Genomic DNA, 18026 nt, shown 5'->3' on the forward strand with positions numbered 1-18026 from the left:
CACGGGGAGCGAATACTGGTTATGCGTACAGATACCAGCTCTGCCCCGCCCGGCGCAAACGGAAAAGGATCAATGGCATTTTTTCGCCGGCCTATCGAACTTTTTCTGGTTGAATGGCACCAACCGCGTTAGAACACCGACATCGTTCGGAATCACATGGATTAAGGAATTAGAGATGGGTATGAAAATCAAGACTCTGGGCATCCCCCTCGCGGTAGCGACCTTGCTGACACTGGCCGGCTGCGCAAGCCCGACCGTGGTCACCCTGCAAAACGGCACCCAGTATTTGACCAAGGACATGCCGAAGACCGAAACCGAGGACGGCTTCTATGAGTTCGAGGACATTTCCGGCGCCAAGGTGAAAGTACGCGCCGCTGAAGTGGCTACCGTGCGCGAAGAAGACTGACGAAACACGACCTGTGTAGGAGCTGCCGAAGGCTGCGATCTTTTGATCTTTTTTTAAGATCAAGATCAAAAGATCGCAGCCTCCGGCAGCTCCTACAGGGGATTCGCGGTGTTATTGATCCACGGTCATGCCGGGGATGGTGTCGTCGCAACGCAAATATTGCCCACCACGCCGGGCCAGTTCGCCCTGCAAACGCTGGCAACGTTCCTGATCCTGCTGAGCCATGCGGTCAATACTCAGGTTGCCGGTGGTCTGCGGCTGTTTGCCGTCACCCAGGCGAATGGTCACGAATGGCTGTTCGGGCTGGATCTGAAAGCGGCTTTTCTCTTCGACCGGCTCTACCACTTCGGTTTTCGCCGGGCTCGGCAATTCATCGGTGGTGATGCCGTAACGGCTCAGAATCGAGCTTTGAGGCAGATCGGCCCAGGCGTTGGCCGATAGCAGCGCCAATCCCACAATCCCGACATACCCTTTGAAACCTTTCACGTTTGAATCTCCTGTGCTCAGTGGCGGCTAGCTATAGAACGTGTGCGCACGTGCTGGCTTTAGGCCGCTTTTCCTGTTCTGCACAGGTTGAGAGTCAGGTAATGGCCATCGAGTCACTTCTGATACCGCGTTATCGTTCTTCGCGAGCATGCTCGCTCCCACACGGTTACTGGTCGGCCACATATTTTGTGTTCGACGCAAATCCGCAGTGGGAGCGAGCCTGCTCGCGAAAGCGTCCTTACAGACGCCTCATCAACATCAGGCGATCACAATGCCATCGCCACTCAGGCTGTTCAGCGACACCCCCACCAACGTCACCGAGTCATTACCAAACGACAGCACCGTATCCTGCCCCACCGTTGAAGCATGAGCACGGAAGTCATCACTCGGCAAAACACCCTGCACCCCAAGAAACACCAGTTTGTCGTTGGCGGTAAACCCCACCACCCGATCCTGTCCGAACGCGCCGTTGAACAGGAACGTGTCCGCCCCGCCACCCGACGTCATCAGGTCATTGCCCGTGCCACCGACAAACACGTCGTTGCCCGCGCCGCCAATCAGATGATCGTTGCCATCGAGCCCGAACAACCACTCACCGCTGGCATGCGCCTTGAGCGTATCGGCGCCGTGGGTGCCCTTCACACTGGATTCGTACGCCGTCACATTGCTGCCAGCCTTCAAACCGCTGGCCGTGACGCTGTGGGTCACATCGTCCTTGAATAGCCCCCAGAGAAAGCCCGGCTCCTTGGTGACGATGCTGCCGATGTCGCGGGTAATGCTGATCCCGCCATTGCCATCGCGGATGTATAGATTGCCCGCACCGTCATTGGCGAAATCGAAGGTGTTTACCGATTTCTGCAAGTCGAGAGTGTTACTGCCCTGCCCGCCGAGGATGACGTTGTAGCCGCCGCCATCACGAAAGGTGTCGTTACCGGCGCGACCTTCGAGGTAGTCATGACCACTGCCGCCCTGGATCAGGTCGTTGCCGTCGCTGCCGATGATGAACGTGCTGCCCTTGTGGGTTTCGGCGTTGCGGTTGAGGTCCTGCACCCAGGTGTTGGCCCGCGCCGGGTCCGACAGGTTGGCGACGATGATCGTCGAGTCCTTGCTGGTCAGGTCGTAGAACTTCGACTCGATCACCCGGTTCATGCCCTCGCCATACGCAGTCGGCAAGTGCGAGATCCAGACTGGAATATTCAGGATCGAATACGGCAGCACATTCCAGGCGTTAGAGGCGTAGTGATCGTTGAAGCTGACGATGTTGTCGGTGGCTGATTCCTTGGGCGCATCGTGTACGCCAATCGAAGCGCCGGTGAAGGTCGAGCCATCGAGCGCGCGGAACACCGGGTCATTTTCGTAGCCAACGTTGAGCACCTTGTCGGTGCTGCTCTGGGTTGGCGAGGCATAGGCGATGTAGTTGGAGTCACTGAAGAAGCCACCCCACTTGCTGCCGCTCAAGTCCGCCATGCTGTTGACGGCCAATCCACCGAGGCTGTGACCGCTGACCAGCACGTCTTTGCCGCTAAGGCCGTTTGCCGTGGCGAACGCGACCACGTCATTGAGCAGATTGCCGAAGGCTTCACCGACGTAATTCTTCGCGTAGTCCTTGGGGCCGAAGGCCGCCAGCAGGTCGTTGATAACGTCGCCGATGGAGTCGAGGATCAGGTTTTCTCGCGGGCCGCTGGTGCCGCGAAAGGCAATGCCCAGTTCAGTGAGATGGCCTTGGGCGTCGTACTTTCCGAGGATTTCCACCTGGGCACTGGTGTAACCGGCCTTCTCGCCAAAGAAGGTTCCGCGCGCGTCAGTCTTGCCGTCGTAGCCCAATTGCGAGGCGGTGATCGGCGTCCAACCGGCCTTTTGCACCGCTTCGAGGGCAAGTTTTTCTGAATCGGGATTCCACGGGATACCGGGGATGACACCTTGCGAATCGGTGCCGCCAATCAGCGCGGTCACCAGCGTGGCCGGCAGGCCGAGGCCGAAACCGTTGTGCTGATAACCGCTGGCAAAGCCGTTATCGAGGTTGTGATAGGAATACAGCGTGATGGCCATGGCGTCACTGAACAACGCCTTGGAATCGGCTGTACCGAAGTTTTTGTAGTCATACACACCCATTGCCATTGCCTCTCTTTTTGTTGGAATTGTCAGAGATAGCTCACAGCCGGGGCGCCCCTCGCGGAACGCCGCGGAGTATTTCAAAACTACTTGCTGCTTTTACTGTGGGAGCGAGCCTGCTCGCGAAGAAGCAGTGTCAGTCAACATTTGTATTGCTGACACACCGCTTTCGCGAGCAGGCTCGCTCCCACATTTGGACCTAGGCGAAGACGAAACTTGCGTCCGACAGGTTAGCCATTCCTACCCCAACCAGCGTCACGGCAAACTCGCCAATCTTCAGCACGGTATCGCCGCCTGCCTGCGACGCATGCTGCTTGTAGTCGTAACCCTGCCCCGCGCCTTCGACCCCCATGAACAGCAGTTTGTCGCTGCCCTGATAACCATTGATGGCATCGAAACCGAACGCGCCGCTGAACAGGAAGGTATTGTTGCCACCCACCGCGCTCATCACATCGTTCCCCCCGCCACCGACGAAGGTCACATGACCCTTGTCGCTGATCAGCGTGTCGTCGCCACCCAGGCCAAACAGCCAGTCACCCTCGGCCGTGGCGTGCAGCGCGTTGCCGTAGCCATCGCCGCTAAGCGAATGGTTGTACTGGGTCAGCTCGCTGCCATTGGTCAAACCCTTGGCCGTGACGCCCCAGGTGATCTCCTTGCTGCCCCACCACGACCCCGACTCCTTGCTCACCAGCGCGCCAATGTCGCGGGTCATGCTGATGCCGCCGTAGGCGTCGCGCACATACAGCGTGCCGTCACCGTCGTTGGCGAAGCTGAAGTTTTGCAACGGCTTCTGCAGCTCGAAGGTGTTGTGGCCCTGGCCGCCGAGCAGGATGTTGAAGCCGCCGTCATCGCGAAAACGATCATCACCGCCCAGGCCCTCAAGAAAGTCGTTACCCGCCCCGCCCTTGAGCCAGTCGTTGCTCTGGGTGCCGATGATGAAGGTGCTGCCGGTGTGCGGCTCGCCACTGCGGCCCAGATCCTCGACCCAGGTTTTACCCCGGGACGACTCCTCAAGGTTGGAGACGATGATCGTCGAGTCCTTGTGGGTCAGGCCGTAGAACTTCGAATCGATCACCCGATTCAAGCCGTCGGCATACCCCAGGGAACCGTGGGCCGACCAGTTCATCGGATTGACGATGCTTAAAGGCACCAGGTTCTGCGCGGTCGACGCATAGTTGTCGGTGAAGTTGACGATGTTGTCAGTGGTCGATTCGTGCGGCTTGTCGTGCTTGCCCATCGATGCGCTGCTGAACGTGGTGCCATCGAGCACGCGGAACACCGGATCGTTCTCGTAACCGATGTTCAGCACGTTGTTGCCAGTGCTGCTCTGGCTCGGCGAGGCGAAGGCGATGTAGTTGGCGTCCTTGAAGAACCCGCCCCAGTTGCCGGCGCTCAGTTCGGCCACGCTGTTGACCCCGAGCCCGCCGAGGCTGTGGCCGCTGATCAACACGTCCTTGGCGCCAATGCCATGGGCGATGGAGAACGCCGCGACAGCCTTGAGCAAGTTATCGAAGGCATTTTTCGCGTATTGATTGGCGTAGTCCGAAGGCCCGATGGCGGCCAGCAGATTGTTTTTCATGTCGCCGAAGGTGTCGCTGTAACCCAGCCCCCCGGTGCCACGAAACGCAATACCGATGCCGATCAGCTTGCCGGCCGCGTCGTACTTGCCGAGCACTTCGGCCTCGGCGCTGGTGAAGCCGTCCTTCTCGCCGAAAAACGTGCCTTGCGGCCCGACCTTGCCTTGATAGCCCAGCGCCGTCGCTGTAACCGGTGCCCACCCCCCGGCCGGCAATGGCTTGCCGGTCGGGGTGTAGGCATACAGCGTCAGAGCGATGGCATCGCTGTACAACGCTTTGCCATCGGCATTTTTGTAATCAAACAGTCCCATGTGTTGTGCTCTCTCTTCCTTGAAATCAGAACTGCCAGTCGAGCGTCAGACCTACGCCGTGGTCTTTCTCGTTCGAGCCGATCAGCCCGTTGTAATCCAGGTTAACCCGCACATCGCGGTTGAGCGCCAGACCGGCGCGCACCCCGACCACCGCAGCATCACGATCCAGCGACACGCTCTGCACGTTGAACGCGCTGTTGCCATTGGCGAACGCCAAATGGTTTTCAGCATCGACGCTGCTCAGGTTGTGCTGCCAGCCCAGGGTCGCGCCCAGTTCCAGCTGATGCTTGTCGGACAAGGCAAACGTGCGCTTGGCACGAACGCCGAGGGTCGACAGCACCGCCTCGCGATTGTCTTCACCGCCCTTCAGCGCCGCGGCGTCACCCTTCTCGGTGAAGCTGTCGCTGTTGAGGTGCACGTAAGCCAGGTTGGCGAACGGCTCCAGGTTCATCGGTTGCAAGCCCAGGTCATACGCCGCTTCAGTGAACAATTGCGCGGTGCTCGCATCGCGTTTGACTTTCTGCTTGCCGCTGACATCAGCGAATTGCAGATCACGTTTCACGTCGATACGGTGCCAGCTATAAGCGCCGCCCACGGTCAGACGCAGTGCGTCGATTTCATGCCCCAGGTACGCGCCCAAGTGGTAGCTGTCGACGGATGCCGACGAATGCGTGCCGCTGCCCATGCTCAGTGAACTGTCGCTATAACCGGTAACGAAACCCAGACGAGTATCTTCAGCAATCAAGCCGTCAACGCCGGCCAGCAAGCCACCGATGGAGCTGTTGGAATCGGCATTTTCATGCCCGCCATCGCTCTTGCCCCACGCGCCCAGCACCTTGACCCAAGCGTTGCTGCGGTCATCCGTCGGCGCTGCGGCGTCGAACAGATCACGTTCGCGCAGACGTTCGCCGACGGCATCGCGCAGGTAACGGCTGTCGTTGATCAGCATCGTGCCGATGGCCGGGTGAATTTCTCCGGACAACTGTTGGAACGCTTGCTGCGCTACGGCGGCAGTCGGTGACACCAGCAGGGTTTCGAACAGCGCATTGCCCGCGCCCAGGCGCTCGGCAGCGGCACCCACGGCGCGCTGGTTCGGCGTCAGACCCACGCTGGCGAACGAAGCGTCATTACGCCCCACCGCCAGTTGAATGCCGTTCGCCGAGTAAGCGAGCGTCCCGCCAAGAAACGCGTAATCCGGCAATACCTGGCCGAAGCGTCCTTCGATACCGCCCGCCGCTTGCAGGATGTTGTACTGCGTGCCGAGCAGGCTTTTCACTTCGCCCGTGGTCAGCAGTGTCGGGCTGTTTTCCAGCGCCATGGTCACTGTGGCGCCTTCAATCACGGCTTTACCGGTGGCGATGATCTGGTCACTGCTGGTCGGCGAGAGTTCCACCGCGTAGGTCGAGCCCGACGCGAAGTTCACGTCACCGGCGACATTCATTGTGCCGATCGAATTGCCCGGCGCCACTGTACCGCCACTGTTCACCGACAACGCGCCGATCCGGCCATTGCCGCCGAGGATGCCGCCGTCATTCACCGTGACCGCAGAGGCCAGCGAGCCGTTGATAGCGAGTCGGCCCTGATTGACCAGGGTCGGGCCGCTGTAGCTGTTGTTGCCGGTCAGCACCAGTGTGCCGATACCCTGCTTGGTCAGACCGCCATGGCCGGAAATGTCGTTGCGCCAGGTATCGAGGCCACAGGTGATGTCGTTGCACACGCGCTCGGTGGGCTTGCCCTGGTCGATGATCGCGCCGATGCCCGGCAAATCCGCGACAAACTGGCCGGAGCCGTAAGCGCCGTCGATGCGGAACTCGCTCGGAATGTCCTGCTCGGTGACGAACATCGCCGGGCCATCAATGCCTTTGCGCAGGTTGATCATGCCCCAGCCATACAACGCGTCGATGCCCGGCGCGCCGAGGTCGGTCGCGGTTGTGCGCAACACGCTGGCGACCTGATCGCCGGACATGTACGGGAAGCGCTCCATCAGCACGGCCATCGAGCCGGCCACATGCGGTGCGGCCATCGAGGTGCCGTTGTAGTTTTTGTAGGCGGTGGTCAGATTGTCGGCGTTGGTGCCCTCGATGATCGCACTGAAGATCTTCGTGCCGGGCGCCGAAACGCAGAAGCTTGCGGTGTAGCCGCAACGCGATGAGAACGTACTCATGATGTAAGGATTGGCGCTGGTCAGGTCCGGATTCTGCTGTAACGCGGCGACGGTGATCCAGCTCGGCGCGATGTCCGGGACGAAGTAACCGAGGCCGGCGATGGCATCCGGGTTGTTCAGGTTGTAGTCGTTACCGGCGGCGAAAATCGTCACGATGCCGCTGCGTGCCGCGGCAATCGCACCGTCGTAGGCGCCGCCGGGTTTGGTGCCGAGCAGCGTGCGGATTTCGTTGAATTGCACCTGTGCGTCGTTGACGGTGAAGTGCGGATACGCCGGATCGCGGCCACCGAGGTCGAAGCGATCGGTGATGCCAATGCCCCAGCTGTTGTTGATGATCCGCGCACCACTGGCGATCAGCGCATCCCAGCCGGCCTTGTACACGGCGCCGTCGTTACCGCGGACGATGCCGTCTTCAGGGCCGGGGTCGCCGTTGTCGGCACTGATGATTTGTGCGCCGAACGCGACGCCATGCATCGGCCCGCCGTCACGACTGCCAGCCGCAATGCCGCCGACGTGGGTGCCGTGCGCACCGAGTTTGCCGTCGGAACCGACCGAGGGCGAACCATCATAACGGAACGCATCCCCGGCTTTGACAGGGATATACGGGTCGGTGTATTCGCGGATGCCACTGGTGACCAGAGTGACGACTTTATTACTGCCGGAAAACTCCGGGTGTGCGGCGTACACCGGCTGATCGAAGATCCCCAGTTTTACCCCTTTACCGGTGTAACCAGCGGCGTAGGCGTGTTCGGCCCCGATTGCGCCCAGGCCCCAGTCAGCCTTGAATTCGGCACTGCGCCAACTGGCGACATCGCCCGTGCGACCGTTTTCCACATAGGGCGCGGCGTGTGCCGTGCCCCAGGTGGCGAGTGCGCACAACACCGCGCCAGTCAACGTTTTCAGGGCAAAGCAGCCACCCGTTTGCGCGGGGGTTTTATTGTTTTTCATCCTGCGACCTTCCTTAGTTGTGTTACGAAAAATCCGTCTATGTTCAGCTAGCGCCCCCTGTAGGAGCTGCCGCAGGCTGCGATCTTTTGATCTTGCTTATAAAAATCAAAGTCAAAAGATCGTCCGATCGCGGCCCGAGCCTGCGGCAGCTCCTACAGAGGGTTGCCTGTTTTTGAGGGCCTCGGTCAGAACTGCCAGTTAAGGCTCAGGCCAACGCCATGGCTCTTCTCGCGGCTAGCCAACTGCCCGTTGTAATCAAGGTTCACGCGCACGTCCTTGCTCAACGCCAGACTGGCCTGCACGCCGACCAACGCGGCATCGCGCACCAGCGCCGAACTCTCGACGCTATACGGCGTGCCGCCACTGGCAAAGCGCAGATGCTGTTCAGATTCGATGTCGGTAAGGCTGTGCTGCCAGCCCAGATGGCCGCTCACATCCAGTGTTTGCCGAGTCGACAGATTGAACGTTTTGATCGCCCGCACACCGAGGGTGCTCAGCACTGCATCACGCTGATCGCCCGAGCTTTTCAGCGCCGCAGCGTCGCCCTTCTCGGTGAAGCCTTCGGTGTCCAGATGCAAGTAAGCCAGATTGGCGAACGGCTCCAGCGCCAGCGGTTGCAGGTGCAGTCGATAAGCCGCTTCACCGAACACCTGAGTCGTCGCCGCATCAACCTTGGTTTTTTGTTTGGCGCTGACGTTGCCGTACTGCAGATCGCGTTTCACATCGGCGCGATGCCAGCTGTAGGCCGCGCCGGTGCTCAGACGCCAGGCGCCGATTTCATGCCCGGCGTAAGCACCGAGGTGATAGCTGTCGACCTTGGCCGACGAGTGCGTGCCCGAGCCCATGCTCAGCGAGCTGTCGCTGTAGCCAGTGACCAGACCGATGCGGGTCTGCTCGTCCAGCGCGCCGTCGACACCGGCCAACAGACCGCCAATCGACGTGTTGTAGCCCGCCGTGTCATGGCTCGAATCGGTGCTGCCCCACGCGCCGAGCGCCTTGATCCAGCCGTTGCTTGGCGTCGCGGAGGCATCGTGCAGGCGCTCACCGACGGCATCGCGCAATTGGCGGCTGTCGTTGATCAGCATCGAACCGAGGGCCGGGTAGATTTCGCCGCTCAGTTGCTGAAAGGCCCGTTGCGCAGACGCGGCGTCTGCCGACAGCAGCACGCTTTCGTAAACCGAATTGCCTGCGCCCAGGCCTTCGACAGCCGTGGCCACCGAACGCTGATTCGGGGTTTGGCCGACGCTGGAGAACGCGGTCGCGTTGCGTTCAATATTGAGTTGGATAGCGCTGGCGGCGTAATCGAGGCTGCCGCCAATGAACAGGTAGTTCGGCACCACGGCGCCAAACTGGCCTTGAACACCACCCGCCGCTTGCAGGATGTTGTACTGGCGACCGAGCAGGCTTTGCGCCTCGGAGGCACTGAGCAAGGTCGGGCTGTTTTCCAGCGCCAGGCTGACGGTCGCGCCGCTGACCGTGGCTGTGCCGCCGGCAACAATCTGGTCGCTGCGGCTCGGTGACAGCTCCACCGCGTAGGTCGAACCCGGCGCGAAGGTCACGTCACCGGCCACATTCAAGGTGCCGATGGAGTTGCCCGGCGCCACACGGCTGCCGTTGTTGGCGATCAGCGAGCCGATTCGCCCGGAGCCGCCAAGGGTGCCGCCATCGTTGACGGTCACTGCTGAAGCCAGCGAACCATTGACGCTCAGCAGGCCGCCATTGACTGTGGTCGGGCCGCGATAGGTATTGTCCCCGGTGAGAAACAGGCGTCCGTCTCCGGACTTGATCAGGCTGCCCTGATAAACCCGCGCCGCGGCGGCGGCATCACGGGCCATGCCCACCGCGTAGTCGGTCTGATCTTGCTGGCTGGCGCCGGGCGCAATGCCGTTCTGCCAACCCTTGTCTTGCAGGGTTTGCTGCCAGGTAACGTGTTCAGCGAAGTCTTCGCCCTGACGCTGGATCAGCGCTTTGTCGGAGATGTCGTTACTCCAGACATCGCTCTGCCCGGCCGCCAGATTGGCGTCGAACGCCCCGAGTAATTGCCCGGGCCCGCGCATCGCCCGGTTCAGGTTGGCCACGCCCCAGCCGAGCCGCTCGGTCGGCGCATCCGTCACCGAACCATCGAGCTGGGTGGCGGTGGTCAGCAGCACTTCGAGCGCCTGCTGGTTGTTCATGTACGGGTAGCGTTCCATCACCAGAGCCAAGGCGCCGGTGGCGTGCGGTGCCGACATCGATGTGCCGGACTTGATCGCGTAACCGCCACCGGGAATGGTGCTGTCGATCTTCGCGCCCGGCGTGGTGATGCACCAGTATTTGGCGAGGCCGCACTGGTTGTACTTCTGCTGATTGCTCTGATCGAGACCGGAGACCGCCAGCCAGTGACCTTCGAGATCCGGCTGAAAGTACGGCAGCGCCGAACGCACGCTGGCATTCGGATAACCGCTGTTGCCGGCGCTGAACACGTTGATCACCCCGCGTCGCGAAACATCGGCAGCGGCGTCGAGCCAGGTGCCTTTGTTCCAATGCTGCGCGTAGGCAGCGTGCAGATCAGCCAGAGTCCGGTAGCTGACATCCGGCGGCTGACTGCCCCAACTGTTGTTGATGGCGCGCACGCCGGCATCGGCCAAAGCGTCGTATACCGCTTTGAAATAACGCGGATCGGGCTTGGGGCCGAACAGGAAGCTGTCGTTGTTGTTGGTGTTGCCGACAAAGATTTGCGCGTTATAGGCCACGCCGTGCATGCCCGTGCCGTCACGCGAGGCGCCCATGGTGCCGACCACATGGGTGCCGTGGGAATCGTTGTTGGCGTTGAGGGTGCCATCGACGTTGAACGGCGAGCCGTCGACATAGCTGCCGTTGGCCAGAACCGGGTGGTAACGCTCAGTGGCGAATTCGGGATGGGCGGCGTCGAAACCGGAATCGAGCGCGCCGATCTTCACACCTTTGCCGGTAATGCCGGCAGCGTAGGCTTGATCGGCCTGCATGCGCGCAAGGCCCCAATCACGCAGAAACTCGGCGCTGCGCCAACTGGCGGGATCACCGGGTTTACCGGCCTCCAAGTACTGGGCGTGGGCCTGGGATATAGAAACTGCGAGCAACAGCGTGCCGACCGAAATTGGCTTGATGCGTACTTCCATGTTCACTACTCACTTTTATTGTTTTATTCAGGAGCTGCCGAAAGCTGCGAACCAAAAAGCCAGATCAAAAGATCGCAGCCTCCGGCAGCTCCTACAGGGGCATGCATATTTCTGGATTAATCACTTTCCTGCTCTGCGTAGGAGCTGCCGAAGGCTGCGATCTTTTGATCTTCGGTGTTATCGAGTTTTTGGGCCTTGTCCAAACGCCTCATCCACCCGCGCCAGATCCTGCTCATTCAACGTGCCGGCGTAGTAATGCAACTTGGTCCACGCCATCAAATAGTCGTACCGCGCCTGCGCCAGATCGCGGCGGGTGGTGAACAGTTGTTGCTCGGCATTCAACGCGTCGAGGTTGGTGCGTTCACCGCCGAGGATGCTTTGCTTGGTCGACACCACCAACGCTTCCGCCGAGCTCAGGGCCTTTTGATACGCGCGCAGTTTGTTCACCCCCGACAGGCAGGCGCTGAACTGGCGACGCAGTTCGATCAGTGTCTCGCGGGTCTTGCCGTCCAGTTCGTACTCGGCCTGTTCCATGGTGCGGCTGGCCTGACGGGTGGAGGCCGACACGCCGCCACCGGCGTACAACGGCACGCTCACTTCGAGACCGATGGTGTTGGTTTCGTAACGCTGGTTGTAGGTGTTGCCGCTTTCCGATTCGTTCTGGCGCATCGAGGCGTAAGCATTGATTTTCGGCAAGTGCCCGGCACGGTTGCGTTCGACCTCGTAGCGCGCCACTTCCACAGCCTGGCGTTGCGAGGCCAGGTTCGGGTTGTTGCTGACCGCCATCTCATGCCAGGTATCGAAATTGGCTGGCTGCAGTACGAAGGTCTGGAAATTCTGATCCAGCGGCGCCAGATCACCGATATCCACGGCCGGCACGCCGACCAGTGCGCCCAGTTCGCGCAGCGCCGCGTCCTGTTCGTTGCGTGCCTCGATCTCCTCGGCGGTCGCCAGCTCATAACGCGACTCGGCTTCAAGAATGTCGGTGCGCGTGCCTTCACCCTGCTTGAACATGTGTTCGTTTTGCTGGAACTGCTGCTCGTAAGCCTTCTTCTTCGCCTGTGCGATATCAATCTGGTCCTGGGCAAACAAGGCTTTGGTGTAGTTATCCAGCACGCGCACCAGCAATTCCTGGCTCTTGCCGCGAAAGCTTTCGTCGGCAAACAGCGACTGCGCCACGCCCTTGCGATACGCCGCATAGGCTTCGTAATCGAGCAAGGGTTGTTGCAGGGTCAGGGCCGAGCCGTAACTGCTGTAATTGCGGTCATCGGTTTTATTGCGCGCACGCTCATCAAGGGACGTTGCCTTCGAGGAGTTGCGGCCCTTGTTGTAGGTGTAACCGATTCGCGGCAGCAGCCCGGCACGGCCAATGGCGCGGTTTTCCAGGCCAGCATCCCGCTCCTTGATCGCGCCGAGGAACACAGGGTCATTGCGCAACGCCTGTTCGTAGATCTCAAACGGCCCCATGGCCGCTACGACTGAGTGACTCGCGAACAGCGTCAATGCTGCCCCGAGCATGCAAAGCTTATTCATACAGCTGAACATCCTTATTCTTCGGTCAACGCAGAGTTGGCCCGGTCGAGCAGCGGTTTGAACAGATAGTTGAGGAGCGATCGCTCGCCGGTACGCACAAACATTTCTGCCGGCATGCCCGGTTTGATCACCAGGCCGTGGAGTTTTTCCATGGCCTGATCGCTGACGCTGCTGCGCAACACGTAGTACGGCACGCCGGTTTTTTCATCGACCATCTGGTCGGCGGAAATCAGGCTGACTTCGCCCGGCACACGCGGGGTTTTGCTCTGGTTGAACGCGGTAAACAGGATGTCCACCGGCAGATGCGGGCCGACCTTGTCGATCAGATTGATCGGCAGGTGCCCTTCCACTTCCAGGGTGGTGCCTTGCGGAACGATCTCCAGCAGGGTTTCGCCCTGACGCACCACGGCGCCTTCGGTGTGCACGCCAAGATTGACCGCCACGCCGTCGGCGGTGGCGACAATCTCGCTGTGTTGCAGGTCGAAACCGGCGGAGGTCAGTTGCTCTGACAGCGTGACGCTTTTGAGCTGCGCCTCGGCCAGTTGCGTACGAACTTCCTTCTGATATTCCTCGCTGTGCTGCTGCAGCTTCAGGCGCGACTCAAGAATGCCCTGCTCGACACGCCCGCTTTCACCGGTGTTTTCTGCCAGTTGCTGCTGGACCTGCGAGAGCTGGCGCTGATATTCCATCAAGCGGTTGCGCGGGATGTAACCGTTGTCGGCCAGCGGTTGCAGGTTGCTCAACTGTTGTTGCAGCGAGTCGGCCTGGGCATTGAGGTCGGTGCGCGCGCGGCGCATGCCGGCCAGTTGCGCGGTGGCGCCTTCGATGCTGGCGCGCGATCCGGCCTGCTCGCGATAGAACGCTTCGCGGCGGCTGCTGAACAACTGGCGCTGACCTTCCAGAACCAACGCCAGGCGCGGGTCCGGGTCATTGCTCAACTCCGCCGGAAAGGTCACTTGCTTGAGGTTGTCGCGCTCGGCCTGCCAACGCGCCAGACTGGCCCATGCCATGCGGTATTGCGCCTGCAACGATTGCACATCGGCCGCGACTTGCGTCTGGTCGAGGCGGAACAGCGGCTGGCCCTGCTTAACGATCTCGCCTTCGCGTACCAGAATCCGGCTGACCACCCCGCTGCTCATCGACTGCACGGCTTTGCGTTTACCCGACACGACCACCGTGCCCTGTACCGGAATGCCTTGATCCAGCGGCGCCAATGCCGCCCAGGTGAAGAAACTGCCCGCGCCGACAATCGCCAGAAGCCAGCCCATGCGTGCGAAGAATTTCGCGTCACGTTCCGGACGTTCAGCGATGTAAGCGTGCTCCATGCTCGCTTCGTTTTCAGTGTTCATGTTTGCGCTGCTCATACACCCGAATTCCTTGTCGTGGGCTGATACTGCCGGCTCATGCTGAGCCCGCCCGGTGCTTGCGCAGGTTTCTCGCGTGGTTGTTCATTGGCGGCGCCGGACAGCGCCTTGAGCACGTCCTGACTCGGGCCGAAGGCCTGCAGACGACCCTCGTTGAGCACCAGCAGTTTGTCGGCCTGAGCCAGCACCGAAGAGCGATGTGTCACCAGCACCACTGTGGTGCCCTGGGCCTTGAGTTGCGCAATCGCGCTGGCCAACGCCGCTTCGCCCACGGTGTCGAGGTTGGAGTTGGGCTCATCCAGCACCACCAGGCTTGGCGTCCCGTACATGGCGCGCGCCAGCGCCACTCGTTGCTTCTGACCACCGGACAAACCGCTGCCGTCCTCGCCCAACTGCGTGTCGTAACCTTGCGGCAGGCGCAGGATCATTTCGTGAACGCCAGCCTGCTGGGCAGCCGCCACGACTTTCTGCGCATCGGCCTCGCTAAAACGCGCAATGTTTTCGGCGATGCTGCCGCTGAACAGTTCGATGTCTTGCGGCAGGTAGCCGATGTAAGGGCCGAGTTGATCGCGATTCCAGCGATGGATGTCCGCGCCGTCCAGTCGCACCGTGCCACCCAGGGTCGGCCAGACACCGACCAGCACTCGGGCCAGGGTCGATTTGCCGGAACCGGACGCGCCGAGCACACCCAGCACTTCACCTGCGCCCAGATTGAAATTGACCATGTGCAAGGTCGCAGCGCGTTGCCCCGGTGGGCCGGCACTGACTTGCTCGAAGGTGATCTGGCCTTTGGGCGCTGGCAGGGCCATCGCTTCATCACTCGGCGGGAAGGCTTGCAGCAACGCATCGAGACGACGGTAAGCCAGCTTCGCCCCGCTCCATTGCTTCCAGACGGCGATCAACTGGTCGATCGGGCTGAGTACGCGGCCCATCAGGATGGAGCCGGCGATCATCATGCCGGCGGTCATGTCACCTTTGATCACCAGTAACGCGCCGAGGCCCAGCACCAGCGATTGCAGGCACAGACGCAGGGTTTTGCTCAGAGAGCTGATCACCGCGCCGGTATCGCTGGCCTGATTCTGCAAACCTAGAAAGCGCGAATGCACCTGGAACCAGCGTTTACGCAAGGAACCGAGCATGCCCATCGCCTGAATGGTTTCGGCGTTGTGCAGGTGGCTGGTGGCCAACTGGCTGGATTGCTGCGAGAAACCGGCGGCTTCGCCCAGCGGCTTTTTGGTCATGTATTCGTTGAGGCACGCCAAGGCGATCAGCAACAGCGCACCGGCGGTGGCCAGTACGCCGAGCCAGACGTTGAACAGGTAAATAACGAACAGATACACCGGAAACCACGGCGCATCGAAAAAAGCGAACAGCGCCGGGCCGGTGACGAATTGACGAATGTGGGTCAAGTCCCCCAGCGACTGCCCGGCATTGCCCTCGCCCTTGAACAGATTGCGTTCGAACGCCGCCTGGTACACCCGCAGGTTGAAGCGGCGCTCCAGTTGGCTGCCGATGCGGATCACGATGAAACTGCGCACCACTTCCAGCAGGCCGATAAAGACAAAGAAGCCGACAACCATCAGCGACAGCATCGCCAGGGTGGTTTCGTTCTGCGAAGACAGCACCCGGTCATAGACCTGAAGCATATAAATGGAGGGCACCAGCATCAGCACGTTAATCAATGCCGTAAAGCATCCAACGCTGATCAGGATGCTTTTATAGTCACCCAATGCCTTGAACAAGGGCGCGGTGGCTGGGGCCTTCGCCATCTTCATTGATTATTCCTGAGGTCTAACTCTCGCCAATCTTTGGCGAGACTTCAAATTGATTATCCGCGCAACGCGGGAACATATTTCCAAGCTGTTCGCTTACAAATTCATAACAACTAGCTCTGATTAATACAGTGCAGTTGTGATTGAACATGTCGCTTATAACCTGACAGTGACGCCTTATATTAAAATCTTGTCGTCTGATTGATCATTACGACTATTGCGCAACGCGCTCCAGGGTAATTTTCAGACCTGACTTCAAAGTCGCCAGATAGAACCCATCACGTTGACGACTAAAAAACTGGATTCTTGAACCCTCCTTGCCAGTGATCGAAATACCGTCCGGGTCGGGAAACCAGCCAATCGGCGCCTCTTCGAGCCATGCCCCCAAGCAGTCAGCGCCTTTACCAATCGTCTGGTTGGATTGCAGATCGACAGTGCAGGTATTCGACGGTTTGTCCTGCAGTTTTTGCGCTTCAGCGCTGTCATCGCGGGCGCTCAGCGTCGCCTGCCACTGCCCGGCAAATACCGAGGGTTCTTCGAGCCTGAGGCTGCTTGCCATGCTTGTTTCTCCTGAAATCATCATCAGCGTCGCCATCAGCCACGCCACCGTCATGTAGGTAAAAACGTTTCGACTCATAGGAAATTTCACCCCAATGCGTAGCCTTGCCTACAGGGCAAGACGATGCAAGCGAAGAAAGCGGCGCATCACGCGCCGCCCTCTTGTTTCACATCAAGCCACGATGTCGCTGATTGCCGCCTGGCCAACGGTGCTGACCTGGAAGTCGGCCGCGCCGAATCCGGAGAAGTCCACCGAGAGCAGGCTGTTGCCGCCCGACGAGGTCAATACCGCATCGCCCGCCGCACCGGTGAAGGCGCTAACGAAGTGCAGGCCGGCACCCTTGGTGATGCCGGTCAGGTCGATTTTGTCCAGACCGCTGACGAAATCGAGGATCTGATCGATCGCACCCGGTTTGGAATCCGAACTGGCCGCGAACACAAACGTGTCCGAACCCGCGCCACCCCACAGCTTGTCGGCACCGCCAGCCCCGTAGAGGATGTCGTTTCCGGCACCGCCCTTGAGCTCGTTGGCCACACTGTTGCCGATCAGCAGGTCGCTGCCCGAACCACCGATGGCGTTTTCGATGATCGCGCCCTTGGCGATGGACACGTTACCAACCATACCGCCAACGTCGGAGAACGAGGCGCTATTGAGGTTGATCTTCTGGTTTTGGGTGAAGCCCGAGAAGTCCAGAGTATCCTTGCCGCCCGCATCCCAGACCGAGAACACTACTTTGTCACTCGACGACGAAGCGCTGAGGAAGTCGCGACCGGTGTTGGAGTTGAAACCGTAGGTGGTGTCACCGGTACGAGTGGTGGTGTTGGCGCCGTAGAGTTTCTGGATCGCTGCGATGTCATCCATCAGCGGGCCGGAGGCATAGGCTTCCACGCCACCCTTGCTGAAGTTCTGGCTGGTGTTGTTCTCGCTCCAGTAACTCATGATGCTGTAGCCGCGGGTGTCTTGCCCGTAGGAAGCATCGTTATAGGTCGGGTTGCCATTACCGGCGTTGTAGTCGCCAGGGTGAGCCAGACCGAGGCTATGACCGATCTCGTGAGTCAGGGTCTGACGGCCATAGTTGTTCAGATCCGGATTCTTGTTCGCCGTGTAGCCACTGTTGATCAGGTACCACGAGGTGCCGTCATAACCGGCGCCGGTGCCTGGCAGATAAGCGAACGCTGCAGCGCCATCCTGGCCACCGCTGTAGTTGCCGAAGGTCATGTGACCGTCACCACCCGTAGCTTTTTCGGTGAAGGTGACATTGGCCACATCGGCCCAGGACTGCATGGCGAGCTTGGCCTGGTTTTGTTGTTGTGCACTGAACTGACTGAACCCGGAGATCCCGTGCTTGTTCATCGTGCTCGATGAAGCAGAAGTCAGGAACGTGTAAGTGAGTTCGATCTTGCCGCTGCCGTCTTTGTCTTGATAGGCAGCGCCGTCGCGCAGCAACTGGGTTGCGGCCTGGTCGACGGAGAAGGAGGGTTTGCCGTTGACCGTGAGATTGCCGCCGCGATCGTATTGATGGCTGAAACTATTGATCTGGTTCCAGGCGGAGCTGGATGCTGCCAGTGACTGCGCAGCCCCTACAGGCTGGAAAGCCTGTTCGGCGGTATCAATAGCATTCTTTTTAACTTTCGACATAAACACACTTCCTTGTTAA

The 18026-nt window shown here is 60.2% G+C and carries 11 protein-coding genes; 1 reads left to right on the forward strand and 10 read right to left on the reverse strand.

Annotation, left to right across the window (positions count from 1 at the left end; all coding sequences use genetic code 11):
- The first annotated feature begins 181 nt into the window (after positions 1-181).
- Positions 182-406: a YgdI/YgdR family lipoprotein gene (locus tag AB4P97_RS09945; RefSeq protein ID WP_042562092.1), complete on the forward strand. Its 225-nt coding sequence runs from the start codon at positions 182-184 to the stop codon at positions 404-406.
- Positions 407-517: 111 nt separating this feature from the next.
- Here AB4P97_RS09945 and AB4P97_RS09950 read toward each other — a convergent pair whose 3' ends face one another.
- The 10 genes from AB4P97_RS09950 to AB4P97_RS09995 form a co-directional block, all read right to left on the reverse strand.
- Positions 518-892, reverse strand: a complete 375-nt coding sequence (locus AB4P97_RS09950; protein ID WP_395602574.1) for a hypothetical protein — start codon at positions 890-892, stop codon at positions 518-520.
- A 258-nt stretch (positions 893-1150) separates the two neighbouring features.
- Positions 1151-3004, reverse strand: a complete 1854-nt coding sequence (locus AB4P97_RS09955) for a polyurethanase (RefSeq protein ID WP_395602931.1) — start codon at positions 3002-3004, stop codon at positions 1151-1153.
- A gap of 199 nt (positions 3005-3203) precedes the next feature.
- Positions 3204-4892, reverse strand: a complete 1689-nt coding sequence (locus tag AB4P97_RS09960; protein WP_395602575.1) for a polyurethanase — start codon at positions 4890-4892, stop codon at positions 3204-3206.
- A gap of 25 nt (positions 4893-4917) precedes the next feature.
- Positions 4918-8004: an autotransporter domain-containing protein gene (locus AB4P97_RS09965; protein ID WP_395602576.1), complete on the reverse strand. Its 3087-nt coding sequence runs from the start codon at positions 8002-8004 to the stop codon at positions 4918-4920.
- Between the two features lie 185 nt (positions 8005-8189).
- Positions 8190-11141, reverse strand: coding sequence for an autotransporter domain-containing protein (locus AB4P97_RS09970; RefSeq protein WP_395602577.1), 2952 nt, complete (start codon positions 11139-11141; stop codon positions 8190-8192).
- A gap of 177 nt (positions 11142-11318) precedes the next feature.
- Entirely contained in the window at positions 11319-12686 is a 1368-nt protein-coding gene (locus AB4P97_RS09975; RefSeq protein ID WP_042559254.1) for a TolC family outer membrane protein, read from the reverse strand.
- A 2-nt stretch (positions 12687-12688) separates the two neighbouring features.
- Positions 12689-14038 (reverse strand): HlyD family type I secretion periplasmic adaptor subunit, encoded by a 1350-nt coding sequence (locus tag AB4P97_RS09980; RefSeq protein ID WP_395602578.1) that lies wholly within the window; start codon positions 14036-14038, stop codon positions 12689-12691.
- Positions 14035-15813 carry a type I secretion system permease/ATPase gene (locus AB4P97_RS09985; RefSeq protein WP_047301172.1) on the reverse strand — a complete coding sequence of 593 codons (1779 nt, stop codon included), beginning with the start codon at positions 15811-15813 and terminating at the stop codon, positions 14035-14037. The genes AB4P97_RS09980 and AB4P97_RS09985 overlap by 4 nt, the downstream gene beginning before the upstream one ends.
- 211 nt (positions 15814-16024) lie before the next feature.
- Entirely contained in the window at positions 16025-16447 is a 423-nt protein-coding gene (locus tag AB4P97_RS09990) for an AprI/Inh family metalloprotease inhibitor (protein ID WP_181818540.1), read from the reverse strand.
- 93 nt (positions 16448-16540) lie between these two features.
- Positions 16541-18007, reverse strand: a complete 1467-nt coding sequence (locus AB4P97_RS09995) for a serralysin family metalloprotease (protein WP_210624545.1) — start codon at positions 18005-18007, stop codon at positions 16541-16543.
- Positions 18008-18026 lie beyond the last annotated feature (19 nt).

Origin of the sequence: Pseudomonas sp. A1230, from assembly GCF_044218825.1 — a bacterium.
Taxonomy (GTDB): domain Bacteria; phylum Pseudomonadota; class Gammaproteobacteria; order Pseudomonadales; family Pseudomonadaceae; genus Aquipseudomonas; species Aquipseudomonas iridis.

What these genes read in the sequence shown, in the direction of transcription:
- AB4P97_RS09970 (WP_395602577.1), bottom strand. Translation starts at nt 11,141, where the DNA reads ATGGAAGTACGCATCAAGCCAATTTCGGTCGGCACGCTGTTGCTCGCA.
- AB4P97_RS09955 (WP_395602931.1), bottom strand. Translation starts at nt 3,004, where the DNA reads ATGGGTGTGTATGACTACAAAAACTTCGGTACAGCCGATTCCAAGGCG.
- AB4P97_RS09945 (WP_042562092.1), top strand. Translation starts at nt 182, where the DNA reads ATGAAAATCAAGACTCTGGGCATCCCCCTCGCGGTAGCGACCTTGCTG.
- AB4P97_RS09975 (WP_042559254.1), bottom strand. Translation starts at nt 12,686, where the DNA reads ATGTTCAGCTGTATGAATAAGCTTTGCATGCTCGGGGCAGCATTGACG.
- AB4P97_RS09985 (WP_047301172.1), bottom strand. Translation starts at nt 15,813, where the DNA reads ATGAAGATGGCGAAGGCCCCAGCCACCGCGCCCTTGTTCAAGGCATTG.
- AB4P97_RS09960 (WP_395602575.1), bottom strand. Translation starts at nt 4,892, where the DNA reads ATGGGACTGTTTGATTACAAAAATGCCGATGGCAAAGCGTTGTACAGC.
- AB4P97_RS09990 (WP_181818540.1), bottom strand. Translation starts at nt 16,447, where the DNA reads ATGAGTCGAAACGTTTTTACCTACATGACGGTGGCGTGGCTGATGGCG.
- AB4P97_RS09995 (WP_210624545.1), bottom strand. Translation starts at nt 18,007, where the DNA reads ATGTCGAAAGTTAAAAAGAATGCTATTGATACCGCCGAACAGGCTTTC.
- AB4P97_RS09980 (WP_395602578.1), bottom strand. Translation starts at nt 14,038, where the DNA reads ATGAGCAGCGCAAACATGAACACTGAAAACGAAGCGAGCATGGAGCAC.
- AB4P97_RS09965 (WP_395602576.1), bottom strand. Translation starts at nt 8,004, where the DNA reads ATGAAAAACAATAAAACCCCCGCGCAAACGGGTGGCTGCTTTGCCCTG.